Raw genomic sequence first — 21031 nt, 5'->3', positions numbered from 1 at the left:
GAAGATTGAAAAAAGCTTTAAACATAAAGCTTTTTTCTTTTATCCACTTTTCTCTAAATAGTTTTTAATGATTTCCAATTCCTCTGGATTCAAGGGACGATATTGCCCTTCTGCTAGTTCTGGGTCTAATGTAAAGTCACCGAATTGGACGCGTTTTAGAGCAGTCACCTTGACACCAACTGATAGAAACATCTTCTTGACTTGATGAAATTTGCCCTCAGAGATAGTGATGGAGGCCCGGCTCTCTGTTGGGCTAGCGGCTAGAATCTCTAGCTTTGCTGGTTTACAAGTGGTCCCGTCTAAAAAGACAATCCCGTCTTTAAACTGCTGGATATGGTCTGACGTGAGCGGTCCGTTGACTTCCACTTGATAGGATTTATCAACATGGTACTGGGGATGAAGGAGTTGAAAACCAAGCGGTCCATTGTCTGTCAAAAGGAGCAGTCCCGTGGTATCGCGGTCTAATCTGCCGACAGCATAGAGCTGGTCAGACTGGCTGTCAGGTGGAAGGAGGTCCATGACGGTTGGAAGTTTCTTATCCTTGCTAGCTGTAACGACTCCGTTTGGCTTATGAAGCATGAGGTAGTTGTGCTCGTAGCCTTGGATTTGTCGTCCTTGAAAGACTAGTTTCTGCAACCCAGTGTCGACATTTTGAGCGAGTGAGCGAGCTGGACAATCATCTACTAGGATTTCTTTTTTTAATAAAGCCTGTTTCATAGCCTTGCGACTGACCTTTTCTTGGGCTAATAATCTATCTAAACGCATACCAGCTTATCTTATCATAAGTCTCTGACTTTGAAAAGAGTTGCCTTGACTAGAAAAGCAGAGTGAAAACATTTACACTTAGCTGAACTGTGATTTTTGAATGAGACTGTGGTATAATTGTTCAGTTAGAAATAAAAATTTAAATATTAGAGGAAATCATGACAAAATTAAGAGAAGATATCCGTAACATTGCGATTATCGCCCACGTTGACCACGGTAAAACAACCCTCGTTGACGAATTATTGAAACAATCTGAAACGCTTGATGCACGTACTGAATTGGCAGAGCGCGCTATGGACTCAAACGATATCGAAAAAGAGCGTGGAATTACCATCCTTGCTAAAAATACAGCCGTTGCTTACAATGGAACTCGTATCAACATCATGGACACACCTGGACACGCGGACTTCGGTGGAGAAGTTGAGCGTATCATGAAAATGGTTGACGGGGTTGTCTTGGTCGTAGATGCCTACGAAGGAACCATGCCACAAACTCGTTTCGTATTGAAAAAAGCCTTGGAACAAGACCTTGTCCCAATCGTGGTTGTTAACAAAATCGACAAACCATCTGCTCGTCCAGCAGAAGTAGTAGACGAAGTATTGGAGCTCTTCATTGAACTTGGTGCAGACGATGACCAGCTTGACTTCCCAGTGGTGTATGCTTCAGCTATCAACGGAACTTCTTCATTGTCAGACAATCCAGCTGATCAAGAAAAAACAATGGCACCAATCTTTGATACCATTATCGATCATATCCCTGCTCCAGTGGACAACTCAGATGAACCGTTACAGTTCCAAGTCTCACTCTTGGACTACAATGACTTCGTTGGTCGTATCGGTATCGGTCGTGTCTTCCGTGGTAGTGTGAAAGTTGGTGACCAAGTTACCCTTTCTAAACTAGATGGTACAACGAAGAACTTCCGTGTTACAAAACTCTTCGGATTCTTCGGTTTGGAACGTCGTGAAATCCAAGAAGCTAAAGCAGGTGACTTGATTGCCGTTTCCGGTATGGAAGATATCTTTGTTGGTGAGACGATTACACCGACAGATGCAGTTGAGCCTCTTCCAATCCTTCACATCGATGAGCCAACGCTTCAAATGACTTTCTTGGTCAACAACTCACCATTTGCGGGTAAAGAAGGTAAATGGGTGACTTCTCGTAAGGTAGAAGAACGCTTGCAAGCAGAATTGCAAACAGACGTTTCCCTTCGTGTTGACCCAACTGATTCACCAGATAAATGGACCGTTTCAGGACGTGGAGAATTGCACTTGTCAATCCTGATCGAAACCATGCGCCGTGAGGGTTATGAACTTCAAGTATCTCGTCCAGAAGTTATCGTAAAAGAGATTGACGGTGTCAAATGTGAGCCATTTGAGCGTGTCCAAATCGACACTCCAGAAGAATACCAAGGATCTGTTATCCAAAGCCTTTCTGAACGTAAGGGTGAAATGTTGGATATGATTGCAACTGGTAATGGTCAAACTCGTTTGGTCTTCCTAGTTCCAGCGCGTGGTTTGATCGGATACTCAACTGAGTTCTTATCTATGACTCGTGGTTACGGTATCATGAACCATACCTTTGACCAATACTTGCCACTCATCCCAGGTGAAATTGGTGGACGTCACCGTGGTGCCCTTGTTTCTATCGATGCTGGTAAGGCTACAACTTACTCAATCATGTCTATCGAAGAACGTGGAACCATCTTTGTTAACCCAGGTACTGAGGTTTATGAAGGAATGATCATCGGTGAAAACTCTCGTGAAAACGACTTGACAGTTAACATCACTAAGGCCAAACAAATGACCAACGTTCGTTCAGCTACTAAGGACCAAACAGCGGTTATCAAGACACCTCGTATCTTGACCCTTGAAGAGTCTCTTGAGTTCTTGAATGACGATGAGTACATGGAAGTAACGCCTGAGTCTATCCGTTTGCGTAAGCAAATCCTCAACAAGGCAGAGCGTGAGAAAGCCAACAAAAAGAAAAAATCAGCTGAATAAGAGCTAGAAAGAGATAAAGATGGTCTATTTAATCATAGGGATACTCTTATTACTACTCTATGTTTTTGCGACACCTCAAAGTATCAAAGGAACAGTCAACATCGTTATCTTGGTTTTTGTAGTTGTTGCACTCTTGATTTTGCTGATGTTGTCCATCTTGCAAATCTTCCAATTACCGACAGAATTCTTTGTCACAATCGCTATGCTCTTCCTAGCCTACTTTAGCTTGAGAGACATTACGCTCATGCCTGTAAAAAAGAGCAGAAGAAGATAAATAGAAAGAGAGCTATGGCTCTCTTTTTCTATGCTAGAATGAGAACTAGAGCATTTTCGTTTAGTATTATTTCCATAAAAATGGTAAAATAGTAGGAGTAGAAATGGAGTTTGAGACATGAAAGTAATCGATCAATTTAAAAATAAGAAAGTACTTGTTTTAGGTTTGGCTAAGTCTGGTGAGTCTGCAGCCCGTTTGTTGGACAAGCTGGGTGCCATTGTGACAGTAAATGACGGCAAGCCTTTCGAGGAAAATCCTGCTGCGCAAAGTTTGCTAGAAGAGGGGATCAAGGTTGTTACTGGTGGCCATCCTTTGGAGCTCTTGGATGAAGATTTTGCTCTGATGGTGAAAAATCCAGGGATTCCTTACAGCAATCCTATGATTGAAAAGGCTTTGGCAAAGGGGATTCCGGTTTTGACCGAGGTGGAGTTGGCTTACTTGATCTCAGAAGCACCGATTATCGGCATCACTGGTTCAAATGGGAAAACAACCACAACGACGATGATTGGGGAAGTTTTAACTGCTGCCGGACAACATGGTCTATTGTCAGGGAACATCGGCTATCCTGCTAGTCAAGTGGCTCAAACTGCGACAGCCAAGGACACGCTTGTCATGGAACTTTCTTCTTTCCAACTGATGGGCGTTCAAGAATTCCATCCTGAGATTGCAGTCATTACCAACCTCATGCCAACTCATATCGACTACCATGGTTCTTTTGAGGAATATGTAGCGGCCAAGTGGAATATCCAGAACAAGATGACAGCAGATGATTTTCTTGTTTTGAACTTTAACCAAGACTTGGCAAAAGAATTGGCTACTAAAACACAAGCCACTGTTGTTCCATTTTCAACACTTGAAGAGGTTGATGGAGCTTATTTGGAAGATGGTCAACTCTATTTCCGTGGCGAAGTGGTCATGGCAGCTGATGAAATCGGAGTTCCAGGTAGCCACAATGTGGAGAATGCCCTTGCGACCATTTCTGTTGCCAAGCTTCGTGGTGTAGACAACCAAACCATCAAGGAAACTCTTTCAACCTTTGGTGGTGTCAAACACCGTCTCCAATTTGTGGATGAAATTAAGGGTGTCAAATTCTATAACGATAGCAAATCAACCAATATCTTGGCTACTCAAAAAGCCTTGTCAGGATTTGACAACAGTAAGGTTATCTTAATTGCAGGTGGTTTGGACCGCGGCAATGAGTTTGACGAATTGGTGCCAGATATTACTGGGCTCAAGAAGATGGTCATCCTCGGTCAGTCTGCAGAACGTGTCAAACGGGCAGCGGATAAGGCTGGTGTGGCTTATGTAGATGCGACAGATATTGCTGATGCGACCCGCAAGGCTTATGAGCTAGCGACTCAAGGAGATGTGGTTCTTCTCAGTCCTGCCAATGCTAGCTGGGATATGTATGCTAACTTTGAAGTACGTGGCGACCTCTTTATCGACACAGTAGCGGAGTTAAAGGAATAATATGAAAAAAATTGTCTTTACAGGTGGGGGGACGGTTGGACACGTCACCCTCAACCTTTTGTTAATGCCCAAGTTCATCGAAGACGGCTGGGAAGTTCACTATATTGGTGATAAACACGGAATCGAACACCAAGAAATTCTCAAGTCAGGCTTGAATGTGACCTTCCACTCCATTGCGACTGGGAAATTACGTCGCTATTTCTCTTGGCAAAATATGCTGGATGTCTTCAAAGTTGGTTGGGGAATTGTTCAATCGCTCTTTATCATGTTACGACTGCGTCCACAGGCTCTTTTTTCAAAGGGGGGATTTGTCTCTGTACCGCCGGTTATCGCAGCGCGAGTGTCAGGAGTGCCTGTCTTTATTCACGAATCGGACCTGTCTATGGGCTTGGCCAATAAAATTGCCTATAAATTTGCGACCAAGATGTATTCGACATTTGAGCAGGCTGCTGGTCTCGCAAAAGTCGAGCATGTGGGAGCAGTGACAAAGGTTTCAGATCAAAACACTCCTGAACCAGATGAATTGGTGGATATCCAAACCCACTTTGATCCTAAATTGCCAACGGTATTGTTTGTTGGTGGTTCTGCAGGAGCTCGTGTTTTTAACCAATTAGTGACAGATCATAAGCAAGAACTGACAGAGCGCTACAATATCATTAATCTCACTGGAGATACTAGTCTGAACGAGTTGAGTCAAAATCTCTTTCGTGTTGACTATGTGACGGACCTCTATCAACCCTTGATGGAGATAGCAGATGTGGTGGTGACGCGTGGCGGTGCCAATACGATTTTTGAGCTCTTAGCCATGGCGAAACTCCATCTCATCGTACCATTGGGGCGTGAAGCAAGTCGAGGAGACCAGATTGAAAATGCAGCCTACTTTGTTAAGAAAGGCTATGCAGAAGAACTTCAAGAAAGTGACTTGACCTTGGAAAGCTTGGAGGCGAAACTCAGTCACTTGCTTAGTCACAAGAACCAATACCAAGCTAGCATGAAGGCTTCAACTGAATTGAAATCTCTTGCAGATTTTTACGATCTACTAAGAAAAGACCTAGCATAAGGAATATCAATGTCAAAGGATAAGAAAAAAGAATCAAACCAGAAGCAAGAATTGTCTGAATGGCAGAAACGAAACCAGGAATACCTGAAGAAGAAGGCTGAGGAAGAAGCTGCCCTAGCTGAAGAAAAGGAAAAGGAAAAACAAGCTCGTAAGGAAGCCAACTCGAAACTATTGGAGGAATCCAAGAAATCATCGAGTGAGTCAGATGAGGAAGCCTCAAGTCCAAGCAAGGAACCATCCGAAAAAGAAGAAAAATCTCAAAAGGAGGATCCTAAAGTCAAAGAGGAAAAAGAGAAGAAGAAAAAAGAAAAACCAGAAAAACCAGCTAAGACTAAAATTGCGCCTGTTCATATTTGGCGAGCTGTGAGTATCTTGGTACCCAGTGTCCTGGTCCTCCTTTTTTCAGTCTATCTGTTGACTCCGCTTTCGTCCATCAAAAATATCGAGGTTAAGGGGAATAGTAACACCCAAGCAGATGACATCAAACAGGCTTCTGGAATTCAAGATAGCGATTATACCTTGGCTCTATTGTTGGATAAGGAAAAATACGCTGAGCGAATCAAGTCCAACCATTGGATAGAGTCTGCGAAGATTGACTATCAATTTCCGACTAACTTTACGATTGAGGTTAAGGAATTTGATATTGTTGGTTATTATGTGTCTGGTGAAGGACATTATCCTATTCTGTCTAGTGGTACAGTAGAGTCAAGTCCTGTAAATCGCTTAAACTTGCCTGAGACTTATCTGACAGTTACCTTTAACGATGAGCAGCAGGTGAAAGAGCTGATAACGGGATTGTCTACTATTAGTGAGGATATCAAGAGTCAAATCCAGAAAATCGAATTAGCGCCGAGCAAGGCAACAGCAGATCTTTTAAAAATTACCATGCTGGATACAGATGAAATTTTGGTTCCCTTGTCAGAATTGAGCAAGAAATTGCCTTATTACAGCAAAATCAAGCCACAATTGACGGAACCGAGTGTGGTCGATATGGAAGCTGGCATCTATAGCACTAGTCTGGCTGATAAACTTTTGGAAGAAGCTGAGGAAAAAGCTAAAAAAGAGGCGTTGGAAGCTGAGAAGAAAAAACAGGAAGAAAAAGAAGCTGAAGAAAAGAAGCAACAGCAATAAAGCTCAGTTTTTGCTTGACAAGTCCTACTATAAATAATAGAATAGAAAAAAACCTTTAAAGCAGTCCAGAGAGGCAGCTAAGGTTAGACGGTGAAAGGGTGGAGACTACCCATTTTTCGTGGAACCTTGCTGTTGGCAGGTTCCTTTTTTCGTGGTTTGTTTTTGACCATACTCTCTTGCTCGTAAAGGTAAAAGGAGAAAAGTATGCGTGAACATCGTCCAGTTATTGCTCTTGATTTTTCTAGTTTTGAGGCGGTCAAGGAATTTTTATCTCTTTTCCCAGCAGAAGAAAGTCTTTATTTAAAAGTGGGAATGGAGCTTTATTATGCGGAGGGACCGGAAGTTGTCCGTTATTTGAAGTCACTTGGGCATAGTGTCTTTCTGGATCTCAAGCTACATGATATTCCAAATACAGTTAAATCTGCCATGAAGGTCTTGTCTCAGCTTGGCGTGGATATGACCAATGTTCATGCTGCTGGTGGTGTGGAGATGATGAAGGCTGCGCGTGAAGGTCTTGGAAAAGAAGCAAAATTGATTGCTGTCACTCAATTGACTTCAACTTCTGAAGAACAAATGAGAGACTTTCAAAATATCCAAACCACTCTGCAAGAGTCTGTGATTCACTATGCCAAGAAGACAGCTGAAGCGGGCTTGGACGGTGTCGTTTGCTCAGCTCAGGAAGTGCAACTCATCAAGCAGGCCACCAATCCAGATTTTATCTGTCTGACACCAGGTATTCGTCCGGCGGGAGCTGCGGTTGGAGACCAAAAACGTGTCATGACACCTGCTGACGCCTATCAAATCGGTAGTGACTATATCGTAGTGGGACGTCCCATTACCCAAGCTGAGGATCCTGTTGCAGCTTATCATGCCATCAAGGATGAATGGAACCAAGACTGAAATGAAAGAAATAGATTATAAAAACAAAAGGAGAATATTATGACACTTGCTAAAGATATCGCTAGCCACCTCTTGAAAATCCAAGCCGTTTACCTCAAACCAGAGGAGCCTTTCACTTGGGCATCTGGTATCAAATCGCCGATTTATACTGATAACCGTGTGACGCTTGCCTATCCAGAAACTCGGACCTTGATTGAAAATGGTTTTGTGGAAGCTATTAAAGCAGAATTTCCAGAAGTAGAAGTGATTGCAGGAACTGCGACAGCAGGAATTCCACACGGAGCTATCATCGCTGACAAGATGAACTTGCCTTTTGCCTATATCCGCAGCAAACCAAAAGACCACGGAGCTGGTAACCAAATCGAAGGTCGTGTAGCTCAGGGGCAAAAGATGGTTGTTGTTGAAGACCTCATTTCAACTGGTGGGTCTGTTCTTGAAGCTGTGGCAGCTGCTGAACGTGAAGGGGCCGATGTGCTTGGTGTCGTAGCGATTTTCAGTTATCAATTGCCAAAAGCCGATAAGAACTTTGCGGAAGCTGGTGTGAAATTGGTGACACTGTCTAACTACAGTGAATTGATCCACCTAGCCCAAGAAGAGGGATATATCACACCAGAAGGACTCGCTCTCCTAAAACGCTTTAAAGAAGACCAAGAAAATTGGCAGGGATAATTTATAGGAAAAGTTGACCAGATACGCTTCAGAGAACTTATCTGGTCAACTTTTAAAATATAAGTCAGACTAAAGAATCGATTAGTAAATTGCTTGCCTTTTTCTTCACAGCCAAATACAGTAAAACTCCCAGAACGATTGGAACATCCATCTTTCTAGGAGTTTTTCATTATGCATTTAATTGATGGCTGCAAGAAGGTCGTCAGCTTGTTTTGCAAGTGATGAAGCAGTTGCTTCTTCTAACACCAATTTTCCGTCTGCCCAAGCAGAGTCATTAACACGAGCAGCTGTAAAGTCACCAACGACTTGTGTACGGATAAATGGCAAGAGGTCTTTATAAATAGCAAAGAGTTGATCGTGACCGGCATTGGCTACAGACGATACGGTGATAAATTTATCTTGAAGGGCAGAAGCGCCACGTGTATCCGACAAGTCAAGGGCACGAGATAACCAGTCAAGCAAGTTTTTCACTGTTCCAGGGATAGAGAAGTTGTAGACTGGAGAGAAGATCCAGATAGCATCGGCAGCAAGGACTGCTTCACGAGCAGCAGCTACAGCTGGATGAGTTGGAACTTCTAAATCTTGGCTGAAGAGAGGAACAGCTGAGTAATCAAGATAGCTAACTTCCGCTTTTCCAGCAAGTACTTTTTCAGCTTCGAGGGCCATTTGGTGGTTGAAAGAACCTTGGCGTAGTGAACCGACGATAAATAATACTTTTTTAGACATGATGTGTCTCCTTTTGTTTAAAATTTAAAGAGCGAACTCTTTTGTCACCATTTATGTTACAACAAATGATACTAATTAGCAATAAATGTGCTCACAAATTTTTAAATTTTTTTAAAATCCGGATTAAGTCTTCCTTTTCGCCATCTTCCAAGATGCTGAGTGCTTCTACGATAGAATCAATATAATCAGGAAGAACATCTTCGATTTTTCTGCGTCCTGCAGGTGTTAATTTCAGGAAAAAGGAGCGACGATCTTTGGGGTCGCAAGTTCTAGAAATCCATCCATCTCGAACCATATTTCGAATGACAACAGTCATGTTTCCAGAAGTGGCTAGCATTTTTTCAATCAAATCCTGAATGCGCAGTTCCTCCCTGCTATAGAGGGTTTCCAAAACTGAAAATTGAGTGGGTGTTAGTCCGTGTTCTTTAGCAGCCTTAGCTTCATATGGTTTAAAAGTTCGTATGGCTTTATTGAGGACGATAGCTGTTTTTAAGTCTAGTTGATTATCGGAGATTTTCTCTTTTAAATATTGTTTCATAAGGCTATTTTATCAATAATGAGAGAGAAAAACAAGAACTTATATTTTATAGGAAAAGAATCTTAGAATGTTCCTGTCTTCACTTGTAATAAAGGAGGAGAGATGGTAAAATAGACGAGTGAAACTAAGACAGAAAAAAGCAAAAAACAAGCTACTTTTACAGTATGGAATCGGCATTGCTCTGGTACTACTAGTCATGACGACCTCCTTTCTTTACCTGATATCTCTCAGTATGAAACCCTATCAAGATGCTAGAGTTGAAGGAGAAAAACTAGCCAAGCAGTATGCAGAATTGGAAAAGGCGGATCAGGTTGATTTTTATAATGGACTCGAAGGTTATTACAGCGTTATGGGGCATAATAAAAAGCAAGAGGGCATTGCGGTACTGATTGAAAAGAATGACCACAAGATTTATGTTTATCAGCTAGATAAGGGGATTTCTCAAGACAAGGCAGCGACGATTTCGAGGGAAAAAGGAGCTAGCGACATTGACAAGATTACCTTTGGTCGTTATCAGGATAAGCCGATTTGGGAAGTCAAGTCAGGAAACCAGTACTATCTGGTCGACTTTGAAACAGGAGCAGTGATCCAATAAGGAGGGCATATGAAACTATCCAAACGTGTACTAGAAATGGAAGAAAGCGTCACTCTAGCTAGTGATGCAAGAGCCAAAGCATTAAAAGCTCAAGGAAAGGATGTTCTTTTCTTAACCTTGGGACAGCCTGATTTTCATACTCCTGAAAACATTCAGGATGCAGCGGTAGAAGCGATTCGAGATGGACGAGCTTCCTTTTATACAGTTGCTTCAGGCCTACCAGAGTTAAAAGCAGCGGTTAATACCTATTTTGAACGCCATTATGGGTATTCTGTAGCAGCCAACGAGGTTACCTTTGCCACTGGTGCCAAGTTCTCTCTCTACACCTTCTTTATGGCTGTGGTCAATCCAGGTGATGAGGTCATCATTCCTACACCATACTGGGTCAGCTATGGAGATCAAGTCAAAATGGCAGAAGGAGTGCCAGTCTTTGTCCAGGCCAAGGAAGACAATCACTTTAAAGTAACAGTAGAGCAGCTAGAAGTAGCCCGAACAGATAAGACTAAGGTCTTGGTTCTCAATTCACCTTCGAATCCTACCGGTATGATTTACTCTCGTGAGGAACTCTTGGCCATCGGAAATTGGGCTGTTGCGCATGATGTCCTTATCCTAGCAGATGATATTTACGGTCGTCTGGTTTATAACGGGAACGAATTTGTTCCAATCTCTAGTCTGTCAGAAGCCATTCGTAAGCAAACCATCGTGATTAACGGTGTATCTAAGGCCTATGCCATGACTGGTTGGCGGGTAGGTTATGCTGTGGGAAATCCTGAAATTATTGCTGCCATGAGCAAACTAACAGGACAAACGACTTCAAATCTGACAGCAGTATCTCAATATGCAACGATTGAGGCGCTGACTGGACCGCAAGACTCTGTTGAAACCATGCGCCAAGCCTTTGAAGAGCGCTTGAATACCATTTATTCTCTCTTGTGCCAAGTGCCAGGATTTGAAGTTGTCAAGCCCCAAGGAGCCTTCTATCTTTTCCCAAATGTTAAAAAAGCGATGGAGATGAAGGGTTATACTGATGTGACAGAGTTTACAACGGCTATTCTCGAAGAAGTCGGCCTTGCCTTGATTACAGGAGCTGGATTTGGAGCACCAGAAAATGTTCGTCTCAGCTATGCCACAGACTTGGATACATTAAAAGAAGCTATTCGTCGTTTGCATCAATTTATGGAGGAATCATAATGATAGATCATTTTGGAATTCAAGTTAGTAATTTAGAGATTAGTAAAGTTTTTTATCAGAAAACTTTGGCTCCTTTGGGATATAAAATAGTATTTGATATTCCTCAGGCAGTCAGTTTTGCAGAATCTCGAACTGCTCCAGCGGGTGATTTTTGGTTGAGTCAAGGGGAATCTGATCCGACTCACTTTGCTTTTAATGTAGAGTCGAGGGAGCAGGTAGATGCTTTTTATGAAGCTGGTCTTTTAGCTGGTGGTCAAGATAATGGTCGTCCAGGTATTCGTCCTCAATATCATCAGCCTTACTATGCTGCGTTTATTATTGACCCAGATGGAAATAACATAGAGGCAGTTTGCCATAAAGAAGAATAGAAAAGGAAAAATAATGACAAAACGTGTAACAATTATCGATGTAAAAGATTATGTTGGTCAAGAAGTGACCATCGGAGCCTGGGTTGCCAACAAATCTGGAAAAGGGAAAATTGCCTTCTTGCAATTGCGTGATGGAACTGCCTTTTTCCAAGGTGTAGCCTTTAAACCAAACTTTGTAGAAAAATTTGGTGAAGAAGTGGGACTTGAGAAGTTTGATACGATTAAACGCCTAAGCCAAGAAACTTCTGTTTATGTGACAGGAATTGTCAAAGAAGACGAACGTTCTAAGTTTGGCTATGAGTTGGATATTACAGACATCGAAGTGATCGGTGAATCTCAAGACTACCCAATCACACCAAAAGAACACGGAACAGACTTCTTGATGGACAACCGTCACTTGTGGCTCCGCTCTCGTAAGCAAGTGGCTGTTATGCAAATCCGTAACGCCATAATTTATGCAACCTATGAGTTCTTTGACAAGAATGGTTTCATGAAATTTGATAGCCCAATTCTTTCAGGAAATGCAGCAGAAGATTCAACAGAACTCTTTGAAACAGACTACTTTGGAACACCAGCCTACTTGAGCCAATCAGGTCAGCTTTACCTAGAAGCAGGAGCTATGGCTCTTGGTCGTGTCTTTGACTTTGGTCCAGTATTCCGTGCTGAAAAATCAAAAACGCGCCGTCACTTGACTGAGTTCTGGATGATGGATGCGGAGTACTCCTACTTGACACACGATGAGTCACTTGACTTGCAAGAAGCTTACGTAAAAGCCCTTCTTCAAGGTGTCCTTGATCGTGCGCCTCAAGCCTTGGAAACCTTGGAACGTGATACGGAGCTTTTGAAACGCTACATTGCAGAGCCATTCAAACGCATCACTTACGATCAAGCCATTGACCTTTTGCAAGAGCATGAAAATGATGAAGATGCTGACTACGAGCATCTTGAGCATGGAGATGACTTTGGTTCACCACACGAAACATGGATTTCAAACCACTTTGGTGTGCCAACATTTGTCATGAACTACCCAGCAGCTATCAAGGCCTTCTACATGAAACCAGTTCCTGGAAATCCGGAGCGCGTGCTTTGTGCAGACTTGCTGGCACCAGAAGGTTATGGAGAAATCATCGGTGGATCTATGCGTGAGGAAGACTACGATGCCCTTGTCGCTAAAATGGAAGAACTTGGAATGGATCGTACAGAATATGAATTCTACCTTGACCTTCGCAAATACGGAACAGTTCCTCACGGAGGATTTGGTATCGGTATAGAGCGTATGGTAACCTTCGCAGCTGGAACAAAACATATCCGTGAAGCTATTCCATTCCCACGTATGTTGCACCGTATCAAACCATAAACTAGTAAAAAGAAGATAATTTTATCTTCTTTTTTCACTTTTATCTTGCTATCTATCAGTTTTTCTAGTATAATAGTTTATTGTGAGCAAACCTCACTTACCCCTTGCAAAGACTAGGGGTCATTAGACCAAAAGGAGGAACATATCAATGGCTAAATACGAAATTCTTTATATCATTCGTCCAAACATTGAAGAAGAAGCGAAAAACGCTTTGGTAGCACGTTTTGACTCTATCTTGACTGACAACGGTGCAACTGTTGTTGAATCAAAATCATGGGAAAAACGTCGTCTTGCATACGAAATCCAAGATTTCCGCGAAGGACTTTACCACATCGTTAACGTTGAAGCTAACGACGACGTAGCTCTTAAAGAGTTTGACCGTCTTTCAAAAATCAACGCTGACATTCTTCGTCACATGATCGTCAAACTTGACGCGTAAGAAGGTAAATTATGATTAACAATGTTGTACTTGTAGGGCGTATGACACGTGACGCTGAGTTGCGTTATACCCCATCAAATGTAGCAGTTGCGACTTTTACTCTTGCAGTAAACCGTACATTCAAGAGTCAAAATGGCGAACGTGAGGCTGATTTCATCAATATCGTTATGTGGCGCCAACAGGCTGAAAATCTTGCTAACTGGGCTAAAAAAGGCTCTCTTATCGGGATTACCGGTCGTATTCAGACTCGTAGTTACGATAACCAGCAAGGACAACGTGTCTACGTAACAGAAGTCGTGGCTGACAATTTCCAAATGTTGGAAAGCCGTAGCGTGCGTGAAGGACATACAGGTGGAGCTTATTCTGCATCAACTGCTAGTTATACAGCACCTACGCAATCAGTACCAGACTTTTCACGTGATGAAAATCCATTTGGAGCAACCAATCCGTTGGATATTTCAGATGATGATTTACCATTCTAATGGACAATTAAAACTATAAAGGAGAAAAAACATGGCTCAACAACGTCGTGGCGGATTCAAACGCCGTAAAAAAGTTGATTACATCGCAGCAAACAAAATTGAATATGTTGATTACAAAGATACTGAGCTTCTTAGCCGTTTCGTTTCAGAACGTGGGAAAATCCTTCCACGTCGTGTAACTGGAACTTCAGCTAAAAACCAACGTAAAGTAACAACAGCTATCAAACGCGCTCGCGTAATGGCTTTGATGCCTTTCGTAAACGAAGATTAAAAAAGAGGTCCAGTGGACCTCTTTTTCATGAGTTTGAAAATAAGAAAGCGAATTAAGACCCTGACGGGTCTTTTTTTCACGAGCTTTGATTGAAACGAGGGAGTGAGTTGGGTCTGGTGGACCTCTTTTTCATGAGCGTGGAAATAAGAGAGCGAGTTAAATCTGTACTGACCCTAAAAGTTAGATCTCTGTCTAACTTTTGGGGTGCAGTTCATACGTCCGTGTAAGTCTTTTTAATAGATAAACATGGCATCACCAAAACTGAAGAAGCGGTAGTGTTCTTGAATCGCGTGGTGGTAAGCATCTAGGACTAAGTCACGGCCTGCAAAGGCAGAAACTAGCATGACGAGGGTTGATTTTGGCAGATGGAAGTTGGTTGAGAAGGCATCAACAACCTTCCACTCGTAACCAGGCTTGATAAAGATATTGGTCCAGCCAGAATCTGCTTGGATTTGCCCATCAAACTTGGAACCGATGGTTTCCAGTGTGCGGATCGAAGTAGTTCCAACAGCGATAACACGACCTCCATTTTCCTTGACAGAGCGAAGGGTGGCTGCGGCTTCATCACAAAGTTGGTAGAACTCTGAGTGCATTTCGTGTTCGTCCAGATTGTCAACAGAAACGGGTCTAAAGGTTCCTAAACCAACGTGGAGCGTTAAATAAACCAAATGGACACCTTTGGCTTGGATTTCTGCCAGCAGTTCTTTGGTGAAGTGCAGACCAGCAGTTGGTGCAGCAGCAGAGCCACTTTCTTTAGCGTAGACCGTTTGATAACGTTCACGGTCATCTAGTTTTTCGTGGATGTAGGGTGGGAGTGGCATTTCACCGAGACTTTCCAAAACTTCTAGGAAAATTCCTTGGTATTCAAAGCGGACAATGCGGCCCCCGTGGGTCAATTCTTCCGTAACGACAGCACTGAGGCGACCATCACCAAAGTTGACACGAGTGCCAACCTTGAGACGTTTGGCAGGTTTAGCGAGGACTTCCCACTCATCACCACTAGTATTTTTGAGCAGGAGAAGCTCCACATGGCCTCCTGTTTCTTCCTTTTGACCATAAAGGCGGGCAGGGAGAACACGGGTGTCGTTCATGACAAGGGCATCACCAGGTTCCAGCATATCAATAATGGAGTGGAAGTGTTTATCCTGCATCTCTCCCGTTTCACGATTAACGATAAGTAGTTTGGATGCATCACGTTTTTCAAGTGGCGTTTGGGCAATCAATTCCTCTGGCAAGTGGAAATCAAAATCAGCTGTATTCATATATCTGTTCATTCTTTCTAAGTTCTAATCCTAACCATTATAACATGTTTCAAGTTTAGACGCTCTTTTTTTAGAAATTAAATCGTTTTCACTTGACAAAAATTGGTCTATACCATATAATGAATATAGATTAAAATGGAGGATGAAAAGATGAAAGTTATTAAAGTTGAAAATCAAGTCGAAGGTGGAAAAGTAGCTTTTGAAATTTTGAAGGAAAAATTGGCCAATGGTGCTCAAACATTAGGACTTGCGACAGGGAGTAGTCCACTTGAGTTTTACAAGGAAATCGTAGAGAGTGACCTTGATTTTTCAAATCTAACCAGTGTAAACCTTGATGAGTATGTGGGACTGGATGGAGACAACCCACAATCTTACCGTTACTTCATGCAGGAAAACTTGTTCAACCAAAAACCATTTAAGGAAAGCTTCTTGCCACGTGGTGTTAAGGATAATGCTGAAGAAGAAGTAGAACGCTACAATCAAATTTTGGCTGACCATCCTGTTGATTTGCAAATCTTGGGAATTGGTCGCAATGGACATATCGGATTTAATGAGCCAGGAACTGCTTTTGATAGCCAGACACACCTTGTAGACCTAGACCAGTCTACAATCGAAGCCAATGCTCGCTTCTTTGACAAGATTGAAGACGTTCCAACTCAAGCCATTTCAATGGGAATTAAAAATATCTTGGATGCCAAGTCAATTATTCTCTTTGCTTACGGTGAGTCAAAAGCAGAGGCCATTGCTGGAACAGTATCTGGCCCAGTGACTGAGAGTCTACCAGCAAGCAGCCTACAAAACCACCCTGATGTGACTATTATTGCGGATGCTGAGGCGCTCAGCTTGCTTGAAAAGTAAAACTACAAGAACCACTTGCTCTTTGGAGTGAGTGGCTTTTTACTTCAAATGTTCACTATCCTGCTAAAGTGGTATAATATAGCTATACGGGGAGGCCCAAACTTTGATTTATATAATCGGTTTTATTTGTTTTTTACTTTTAATGTTTCTGTTTAGTCGCTTAATTCAGCAATCAAAGAATCCTTCGGGCTTTCTAGGAAAACGAATGATGAAATTGTGGAATCGAGCCTATCTCCCCATGTTTGTATGGGCAATTCGTCATCTGGATAGAACATTTTACCCTGTAATCTTAGATGTAGGAGTTGGGAATGGTCGTTCAACCATCCTGCTGAAAGAAACTTTTCCGCAAAGTACCATAACTGGAATCGATATTTCATATACTGCAATAGCTCAAGCCAAACAGATAGGGATGACTTAACTAAATTTTGAACGAAGAGACGTTAGGGAGACAGGCTTTTCTGATGAAAGTGTTGATTTAATCACAGTCTTTCAAACTCATTTTCATTGGCGGGACCTAGAGGCTTCTTTTATGGAACTTCGAAGAATACTCAAATCAGACGGGATGCTCTTACTGGCTTGTGAATATAACAAGTTGTCTTACTTTTTACCAAAGGTTCAAAGCGAAGAAGCATTTAGACGATTCTTGTTATCAGTAGGATTTGAGCTCGTAACTAGTCAAAGAAAGGAATCATGGATCCTTTATAAAATTCGTAAAGGATTTGTTAAAAAAGTAGCTTTTTTAAAATCTTTTACAGGAGGGATCGGAATGAATACGAAGAATAGGAATTTGATAGAAGATAATAAAAAAGCTGAAAACCAAAGCTTTCTCTATTATTTACACGAGGAAAAAGTATTTGATTCGCAGTCGCTGGCTGATTTATGTCGCTACATAGAAAAGCTCGATTCTATTAGTATAGATCAGATGAGGGATTTGCATTTTATTGAAAATCAAATTCTTCGTCATCTGGTATATCATTTTGACAGCAATGACTTGAGTAAGATTTCGAATCTTCCTGATGAATATTGGGAATATATTGAACCTTTTGAACAAGCAGTAACAAAGTTGTATGATTTGATGTAAAAATTAGTGGATTTGATAAAGTATAGGCAAGAAAGTAATTAATGAATCGGAAAATCGGAATAAATGTAGGTTTTCCCTTGACAAATATTCATTTTGCGTGTAAAATGGAATAGATCTTGAACTTGAAGGGAGTGAAAAAAATGTCTAAAACAGTAGTACGTAAGAATGAATCTCTTGACGATGCACTTCGTCGTTTCAAACGTGCGGTTACTAAAGCTGGTACTCTTCAAGAAACACGCAAACGTGAATTCTATGAAAAACCTTCTGTAAAACGTAAACGTAAATCAGAAGCAGCTCGTAAACGTAAAAAATTCTAATTTGAAATGAAAGGCTAGACTTGTCTAGTCTTTTTTTGCATAGTATTTAGAGGAAGAAATTGTTATGAGAGAGTATATAAAAGAATATCCAAAGATGCGTGACAATCACTTGGAAGATTGGGGTTATTGTGCTGATCCGATCGATTGGAAGGAATTTGAAGAGTCAAACCAAAGAATTTTTGAAAAGTATTTGACCGATTCAAAAGTATTGTCTGACAAGGTTTTAAGAGTAAAATTGTACAGTAGCTTATTGCTAGATGATATTAAATATTTTGCCTATTATGCTGCGTTTTTAGATGGGAATTATAAGCAGTTAAACAATGCTCTATGGCAAACAGGAAGAACCGAGTTGTTGAGAGGCGGTTTGTTAGCAAGTGGAACCATTTACACAGCTGGGATTTTGAAAGGCTTGTTTACCTCTTTTGCTTGTAACGATTTTTCAGCCATTCCATCATTCATCCCTAAAGATTTACCCTTGTTGAAAGGAACTTATTATCCAGAAAATGTGATTAATCTTTTATACGCTCTTTATTATCAAGATGAAGAAAGATTATCCGAGTCTCTCTTGCGTGCACAACAGTTTTTAGGGAAGAAAAAACGAACTGGTATGGAAGAATTTTCTGTTCGGTATTTTATAAACTTGGCAAGAAAAGATGCAGTTGCATTAAGTGAGTCCTTACAAAGTTTATGCCAAGCCTATCAGAGGCGAGGTTACCCTTATGAAAAAATTGATAAGTGCTTTGCGGATGAGATTCATGGTCTATATCGTTTGGTACGATTTTTTGACCATTCCTTGTTTGAAGAAGTCAGTATGCCATCTCATAAGACATTTTTGAAGGAGTTTGAAGAATGGCAAGTCCAAAATCAGTTTCCACAAGGTCAACAGTTCTATATCTATCCTCAAGATAGGGCTGATGCAAATAGAATACTAACAAAAGGTCTCCCAAGGATTTACATAGAAAAATCTGGAAGGGACTTGGTGATAGACGTTGACCGATTTGCAGTAGATTTGTCTCGGTTAATTTGAAGGAGTACGAAAAGACTTCCTAGTTAAATCTTTTCCCAAGCAACATCAAATAAATACTGTAAATCCTGCAAAAAAAGGAAACTTCGACCTACAATTTGATATAATAGTAGGGAGAACTCGATTGAAGGAGGAAATTATGTCGGTTTTAGTAAGAGAAGTAATTGAAAAGCTCAGACTAGATATTGTCTATGGTGAAGGAGAATTGCTTGAAAAAGAAATCAACACTGCGGACATTATGAGACCTGGTCTTGAAATGACGGGCTATTTTGATTACTATACTCCAGAACGGATTCAACTGTTAGGGATGAAGGAGTGGTCCTATTTGGTCGCCATGCCTGCCCATAACCGTTATCAAGTTTTGAAGAAAATGTTTCTACCTGAAACACCTGCTGTCATCGTTGCTCGTGGCTTGGTAGTGCCAGAAGAAATGTTGAAAGCTGCTAGGGAATGTAAGATTGCGATTTTAACCAGTCGAACATCAACCAGTCGTTTATCTGGAGAGTTATCTAGCTACCTTGATTCCCGTTTGGCTAAACGTACCAGTGTGCATGGTGTCTTGATGGACATCTATGGCATGGGTGTCTTGATCCAAGGGGATAGTGGTATCGGTAAGAGTGAGACAGGTCTTGAGCTTGTGAAACGTGGACACCGTTTGGTAGCAGATGACCGTGTAGATATCTTTGCCAAGGATGAAATGACCCTCTGGGGAGAGCCCGCTGAAATTTTGAAGCATTTACTTGAGATTCGTGGAGTGGGTATTATTGACGTGATGAGTCTCTACGGAGCAAGTGCTGTAAAAGATTCTTCACAAGTTCAGTTGGCTGTTTACTTGGAAAATTACGATACCCATAAGACCTTTGACCGTCTAGGAAATAATGCCGAAGAACTCGAAGTTTCTGGTGTGACGATTCCGCGTATCCGCATCCCAGTAAAAACAGGACGCAATATCTCAGTTGTTATTGAGGCGGCAGCCATGAACTATCGCGCTAAAGAAATGGGATTTGATGCGACGCGTTTATTTGAAGAACGCTTGACTAATCTCATCTCCAAAAATGAGGTGAAAGATGATTAATCCAGTTGCATTTGAAATCGGTCCTTTTTCCATTCGTTGGTATGCTTTGTGTATTGTGGCTGGATTGGTCTTGGCTGTCTATCTTGCCATGAAAGAAGCTCCTAAAAAGAAGATTTTGTCAGATGATATTTTGGATTTTATCCTGATTGCTTTCCCAGTTGCTATTTTAGGTGCTAGATTATACTATGTATTCTTTCGTTTAGATTATTATCTGCAAAATCCAGGTGAAATCATCGCTATCTGGAATGGTGGTTTGGCCATTTATGGAGGTTTGATAGCAGGGGCTATTGTTCTTTATATCTTTGCAGATAGAAAGCTGATCAATACTTGGGATTTCTTAGATATTGCAGCACCGAGCGTCATGGTTGCCCAGAGTTTAGGGCGCTGGGGGAACTTCTTTAACCAAGAAGCCTATGGTGCAGCGGTAGATAGTTTGGATTATTTGCCAGGATTCATTCGTGACCAGATGTACATTGATGGTAGCTACCGTCAGCCGACCTTCTTATATGAGTCGGTTTGGAATCTGATTGGATTTGCTTTGATTCTGATTTTTAGAAGAAAATTAAAGGGAATCAGACGTGGTCAGATCACTGCTTTCTACTTGATTTGGTATGGCTTTGGTCGTATGATTATCGAAGGGATGCGGACGGATAGTCTCATGTTCTTTGGTCTGCGAGTTTCCCAATGGTTATCAGTTATCCTTATCGGACTCGGTATTTTTATCATACTTTATCAAAATCGAAAGAAAGCCCCTTTCTATCATACAGAGGAGGAAAAATAAATGTTAGAAGTTGCATATATACTTGTTGCGATTGCTTTGATTGTCTGTTTAGTCTATTTGACAATCACGATTCAAAAAGCAGGTCGTATGATTGATGAGACAGAGAAAACCATCAAAACATTGAGCTCAGATGTGAACGTTACCTTGCATCAGACCAATGAATTGTTGGCTAAGGTCAATGTGTTGGCAGACGATATCAATATCAAAGTTGCGACGATTGATCCACTCTTTACTGCTGTAGCTGACTTGTCTGAGTCAGTATCTGACCTCAATCAACATGCGCGTGTCTTGGGTAAAAAAGCCTCATCAGCTGGTTCAAAGACCATTAAGACAGGTGCAGGCTTGTCAGCTCTTCGTTTCGCAAGTAAAATTTTCAAAAAATAGAAAAGGAGAAATC

Annotated in this window: 25 protein-coding genes and 1 pseudogene; 22 read left to right on the top strand and 4 right to left on the bottom strand. The window is 41.5% G+C overall.

Annotated elements, in window-relative coordinates; translation table 11 throughout:
* Positions 1 to 39: 39 nt before the first annotated feature.
* On the bottom strand, positions 40 to 765 hold the full coding sequence (locus K1I97_RS08575; RefSeq protein WP_223332167.1) for a 16S rRNA pseudouridine(516) synthase: 726 nt from the start codon (positions 763 to 765) through the stop codon (positions 40 to 42).
* 158 nt (positions 766 to 923) lie between these two features.
* On the opposite strand from K1I97_RS08575, the gene typA reads away from it, so the two are divergent.
* The 7 genes from typA (at position 924) to pyrE (ending at position 8269) form a co-directional block, all read left to right on the top strand.
* Entirely contained in the window at positions 924 to 2765 is a 1842-nt protein-coding gene (gene typA / locus K1I97_RS08570; RefSeq protein ID WP_223332166.1) for a translational GTPase TypA, read from the top strand.
* 19 nt (positions 2766 to 2784) lie between these two features.
* The gene (locus tag K1I97_RS08565; RefSeq protein ID WP_084971614.1) at positions 2785 to 3039 is read left to right on the top strand and encodes a DUF3165 family protein; all 255 of its coding nucleotides are present in this window, start codon (positions 2785 to 2787) and stop codon (positions 3037 to 3039) included.
* Positions 3040 to 3156: 117 nt separating this feature from the next.
* Complete coding sequence (gene murD / locus K1I97_RS08560; RefSeq protein WP_084971616.1) at positions 3157 to 4509, top strand: UDP-N-acetylmuramoyl-L-alanine--D-glutamate ligase; 1353 nt, start codon at positions 3157 to 3159, stop codon at positions 4507 to 4509.
* A 1-nt stretch (position 4510) separates the two neighbouring features.
* Positions 4511 to 5569, top strand: coding sequence for a UDP-N-acetylglucosamine--N-acetylmuramyl-(pentapeptide) pyrophosphoryl-undecaprenol N-acetylglucosamine transferase (locus tag K1I97_RS08555; protein WP_223332165.1), 1059 nt, complete (start codon positions 4511 to 4513; stop codon positions 5567 to 5569).
* Positions 5570 to 5578: 9 nt separating this feature from the next.
* A complete protein-coding gene (locus K1I97_RS08550; RefSeq protein ID WP_223332164.1) occupies positions 5579 to 6700 on the top strand; it encodes a cell division protein FtsQ/DivIB in 1122 nt (373 codons plus the stop codon).
* Between the two features lie 204 nt (positions 6701 to 6904).
* Positions 6905 to 7600, top strand: a complete 696-nt coding sequence (gene pyrF / locus K1I97_RS08545; RefSeq protein WP_223332163.1) for an orotidine-5'-phosphate decarboxylase — start codon at positions 6905 to 6907, stop codon at positions 7598 to 7600.
* Positions 7601 to 7639: 39 nt separating this feature from the next.
* The gene (pyrE, locus tag K1I97_RS08540; protein WP_223332162.1) at positions 7640 to 8269 is read left to right on the top strand and encodes an orotate phosphoribosyltransferase; all 630 of its coding nucleotides are present in this window, start codon (positions 7640 to 7642) and stop codon (positions 8267 to 8269) included.
* Between the two features lie 177 nt (positions 8270 to 8446).
* Here pyrE and K1I97_RS08535 read toward each other — a convergent pair whose 3' ends face one another.
* Positions 8447 to 8995: an NADPH-dependent FMN reductase gene (locus tag K1I97_RS08535; RefSeq protein ID WP_223332161.1), complete on the bottom strand. Its 549-nt coding sequence runs from the start codon at positions 8993 to 8995 to the stop codon at positions 8447 to 8449.
* 91 nt (positions 8996 to 9086) lie between these two features.
* Positions 9087 to 9533 (bottom strand): MarR family winged helix-turn-helix transcriptional regulator, encoded by a 447-nt coding sequence (locus tag K1I97_RS08530; RefSeq protein ID WP_223332160.1) that lies wholly within the window; start codon positions 9531 to 9533, stop codon positions 9087 to 9089.
* 118 nt (positions 9534 to 9651) lie between these two features.
* Here K1I97_RS08530 and K1I97_RS08525 point away from each other — a divergent pair, with 118 nt between their 5' ends.
* The 7 genes from K1I97_RS08525 to rpsR all read left to right on the top strand — a co-directional run bounded on the left by K1I97_RS08525 (position 9652) and on the right by rpsR (position 14236).
* The gene (locus K1I97_RS08525) at positions 9652 to 10128 is read left to right on the top strand and encodes a cell wall elongation regulator TseB-like domain-containing protein (RefSeq protein WP_223332159.1); all 477 of its coding nucleotides are present in this window, start codon (positions 9652 to 9654) and stop codon (positions 10126 to 10128) included.
* A 9-nt stretch (positions 10129 to 10137) separates the two neighbouring features.
* Positions 10138 to 11319 carry a pyridoxal phosphate-dependent aminotransferase gene (locus K1I97_RS08520; protein ID WP_223332158.1) on the top strand — a complete coding sequence of 394 codons (1182 nt, stop codon included), beginning with the start codon at positions 10138 to 10140 and terminating at the stop codon, positions 11317 to 11319.
* Positions 11319 to 11687 carry a VOC family protein gene (locus K1I97_RS08515; protein WP_223332157.1) on the top strand — a complete coding sequence of 123 codons (369 nt, stop codon included), beginning with the start codon at positions 11319 to 11321 and terminating at the stop codon, positions 11685 to 11687. The genes K1I97_RS08520 and K1I97_RS08515 overlap by 1 nt, the downstream gene beginning before the upstream one ends.
* Positions 11688 to 11700: 13 nt before the next feature.
* A complete protein-coding gene (gene asnS, locus K1I97_RS08510; protein WP_252344775.1) occupies positions 11701 to 13044 on the top strand; it encodes an asparagine--tRNA ligase in 1344 nt (447 codons plus the stop codon).
* A gap of 148 nt (positions 13045 to 13192) precedes the next feature.
* Entirely contained in the window at positions 13193 to 13483 is a 291-nt protein-coding gene (gene rpsF / locus K1I97_RS08505) for a 30S ribosomal protein S6 (protein WP_001151783.1), read from the top strand.
* An 11-nt stretch (positions 13484 to 13494) separates the two neighbouring features.
* Entirely contained in the window at positions 13495 to 13965 is a 471-nt protein-coding gene (gene ssbA, locus K1I97_RS08500) for a single-stranded DNA-binding protein SsbA (protein ID WP_223332156.1), read from the top strand.
* A gap of 31 nt (positions 13966 to 13996) precedes the next feature.
* Positions 13997 to 14236 carry a 30S ribosomal protein S18 gene (gene rpsR, locus K1I97_RS08495; RefSeq protein ID WP_000068664.1) on the top strand — a complete coding sequence of 80 codons (240 nt, stop codon included), beginning with the start codon at positions 13997 to 13999 and terminating at the stop codon, positions 14234 to 14236.
* Between the two features lie 233 nt (positions 14237 to 14469).
* On the opposite strand, the gene queA is transcribed toward rpsR, so the two are convergent.
* The gene (gene queA, locus K1I97_RS08490; RefSeq protein WP_223332155.1) at positions 14470 to 15498 is read right to left on the bottom strand and encodes a tRNA preQ1(34) S-adenosylmethionine ribosyltransferase-isomerase QueA; all 1029 of its coding nucleotides are present in this window, start codon (positions 15496 to 15498) and stop codon (positions 14470 to 14472) included.
* A 150-nt stretch (positions 15499 to 15648) separates the two neighbouring features.
* On the opposite strand from queA, the gene K1I97_RS08485 reads away from it, so the two are divergent.
* The 8 genes and pseudogenes from K1I97_RS08485 (at position 15649) to K1I97_RS08450 (ending at position 21018) form a co-directional block, all read left to right on the top strand.
* Positions 15649 to 16356 carry a glucosamine-6-phosphate deaminase gene (locus K1I97_RS08485; protein WP_223332154.1) on the top strand — a complete coding sequence of 236 codons (708 nt, stop codon included), beginning with the start codon at positions 15649 to 15651 and terminating at the stop codon, positions 16354 to 16356.
* Positions 16357 to 16459: 103 nt separating this feature from the next.
* A pseudogene (locus tag K1I97_RS08480) lies at positions 16460 to 17071 on the top strand (class I SAM-dependent methyltransferase); the annotation flags it as partial.
* 51 nt (positions 17072 to 17122) lie between these two features.
* Entirely contained in the window at positions 17123 to 17437 is a 315-nt protein-coding gene (locus tag K1I97_RS08475) for a hypothetical protein (RefSeq protein ID WP_223332180.1), read from the top strand.
* A 140-nt stretch (positions 17438 to 17577) separates the two neighbouring features.
* Entirely contained in the window at positions 17578 to 17754 is a 177-nt protein-coding gene (gene rpsU / locus K1I97_RS08470; RefSeq protein ID WP_000048054.1) for a 30S ribosomal protein S21, read from the top strand.
* A 64-nt stretch (positions 17755 to 17818) separates the two neighbouring features.
* Complete coding sequence (locus tag K1I97_RS08465; RefSeq protein ID WP_223332153.1) at positions 17819 to 18781, top strand: hypothetical protein; 963 nt, start codon at positions 17819 to 17821, stop codon at positions 18779 to 18781.
* 136 nt (positions 18782 to 18917) lie between these two features.
* Positions 18918 to 19853: an HPr(Ser) kinase/phosphatase gene (gene hprK, locus K1I97_RS08460; RefSeq protein ID WP_223332152.1), complete on the top strand. Its 936-nt coding sequence runs from the start codon at positions 18918 to 18920 to the stop codon at positions 19851 to 19853.
* On the top strand, positions 19846 to 20634 hold the full coding sequence (lgt, locus tag K1I97_RS08455; protein ID WP_223332151.1) for a prolipoprotein diacylglyceryl transferase: 789 nt from the start codon (positions 19846 to 19848) through the stop codon (positions 20632 to 20634). Before hprK ends, lgt begins: the two co-directional genes overlap by 8 nt.
* Positions 20635 to 21018: a DUF948 domain-containing protein gene (locus K1I97_RS08450; RefSeq protein ID WP_084857729.1), complete on the top strand. Its 384-nt coding sequence runs from the start codon at positions 20635 to 20637 to the stop codon at positions 21016 to 21018.
* Positions 21019 to 21031: the final 13 nt, after the last annotated feature.

This window comes from Streptococcus oralis (assembly GCF_019929345.1).
Taxonomy (GTDB): domain Bacteria; phylum Bacillota; class Bacilli; order Lactobacillales; family Streptococcaceae; genus Streptococcus.
Note: the sequence above shows the minus strand (reverse complement) of the source record. Positions and strands in the feature narration are given on the sequence as shown.

Excerpts from the sequence above, each read along its gene's own strand:
- K1I97_RS08575 (WP_223332167.1), bottom strand. The coding sequence starts at position 765 with ATGCGTTTAGATAGATTATTAGCCCAAGAAAAGGTCAGTCGCAAGGCT.
- typA (WP_223332166.1), top strand. The coding sequence starts at position 924 with ATGACAAAATTAAGAGAAGATATCCGTAACATTGCGATTATCGCCCAC.
- K1I97_RS08565 (WP_084971614.1), top strand. The coding sequence starts at position 2,785 with ATGGTCTATTTAATCATAGGGATACTCTTATTACTACTCTATGTTTTT.
- murD (WP_084971616.1), top strand. The coding sequence starts at position 3,157 with ATGAAAGTAATCGATCAATTTAAAAATAAGAAAGTACTTGTTTTAGGT.
- K1I97_RS08555 (WP_223332165.1), top strand. The coding sequence starts at position 4,511 with ATGAAAAAAATTGTCTTTACAGGTGGGGGGACGGTTGGACACGTCACC.
- K1I97_RS08550 (WP_223332164.1), top strand. The coding sequence starts at position 5,579 with ATGTCAAAGGATAAGAAAAAAGAATCAAACCAGAAGCAAGAATTGTCT.
- pyrF (WP_223332163.1), top strand. The coding sequence starts at position 6,905 with ATGCGTGAACATCGTCCAGTTATTGCTCTTGATTTTTCTAGTTTTGAG.
- pyrE (WP_223332162.1), top strand. The coding sequence starts at position 7,640 with ATGACACTTGCTAAAGATATCGCTAGCCACCTCTTGAAAATCCAAGCC.
- K1I97_RS08535 (WP_223332161.1), bottom strand. The coding sequence starts at position 8,995 with ATGTCTAAAAAAGTATTATTTATCGTCGGTTCACTACGCCAAGGTTCT.
- K1I97_RS08530 (WP_223332160.1), bottom strand. The coding sequence starts at position 9,533 with ATGAAACAATATTTAAAAGAGAAAATCTCCGATAATCAACTAGACTTA.
- K1I97_RS08520 (WP_223332158.1), top strand. The coding sequence starts at position 10,138 with ATGAAACTATCCAAACGTGTACTAGAAATGGAAGAAAGCGTCACTCTA.
- K1I97_RS08515 (WP_223332157.1), top strand. The coding sequence starts at position 11,319 with ATGATAGATCATTTTGGAATTCAAGTTAGTAATTTAGAGATTAGTAAA.
- asnS (WP_252344775.1), top strand. The coding sequence starts at position 11,701 with ATGACAAAACGTGTAACAATTATCGATGTAAAAGATTATGTTGGTCAA.
- rpsF (WP_001151783.1), top strand. The coding sequence starts at position 13,193 with ATGGCTAAATACGAAATTCTTTATATCATTCGTCCAAACATTGAAGAA.
- ssbA (WP_223332156.1), top strand. The coding sequence starts at position 13,495 with ATGATTAACAATGTTGTACTTGTAGGGCGTATGACACGTGACGCTGAG.
- rpsR (WP_000068664.1), top strand. The coding sequence starts at position 13,997 with ATGGCTCAACAACGTCGTGGCGGATTCAAACGCCGTAAAAAAGTTGAT.
- queA (WP_223332155.1), bottom strand. The coding sequence starts at position 15,498 with ATGAATACAGCTGATTTTGATTTCCACTTGCCAGAGGAATTGATTGCC.
- K1I97_RS08485 (WP_223332154.1), top strand. The coding sequence starts at position 15,649 with ATGAAAGTTATTAAAGTTGAAAATCAAGTCGAAGGTGGAAAAGTAGCT.
- K1I97_RS08475 (WP_223332180.1), top strand. The coding sequence starts at position 17,123 with ATGAATACGAAGAATAGGAATTTGATAGAAGATAATAAAAAAGCTGAA.
- rpsU (WP_000048054.1), top strand. The coding sequence starts at position 17,578 with ATGTCTAAAACAGTAGTACGTAAGAATGAATCTCTTGACGATGCACTT.
- K1I97_RS08465 (WP_223332153.1), top strand. The coding sequence starts at position 17,819 with ATGAGAGAGTATATAAAAGAATATCCAAAGATGCGTGACAATCACTTG.
- hprK (WP_223332152.1), top strand. The coding sequence starts at position 18,918 with ATGTCGGTTTTAGTAAGAGAAGTAATTGAAAAGCTCAGACTAGATATT.
- lgt (WP_223332151.1), top strand. The coding sequence starts at position 19,846 with ATGATTAATCCAGTTGCATTTGAAATCGGTCCTTTTTCCATTCGTTGG.
- K1I97_RS08450 (WP_084857729.1), top strand. The coding sequence starts at position 20,635 with ATGTTAGAAGTTGCATATATACTTGTTGCGATTGCTTTGATTGTCTGT.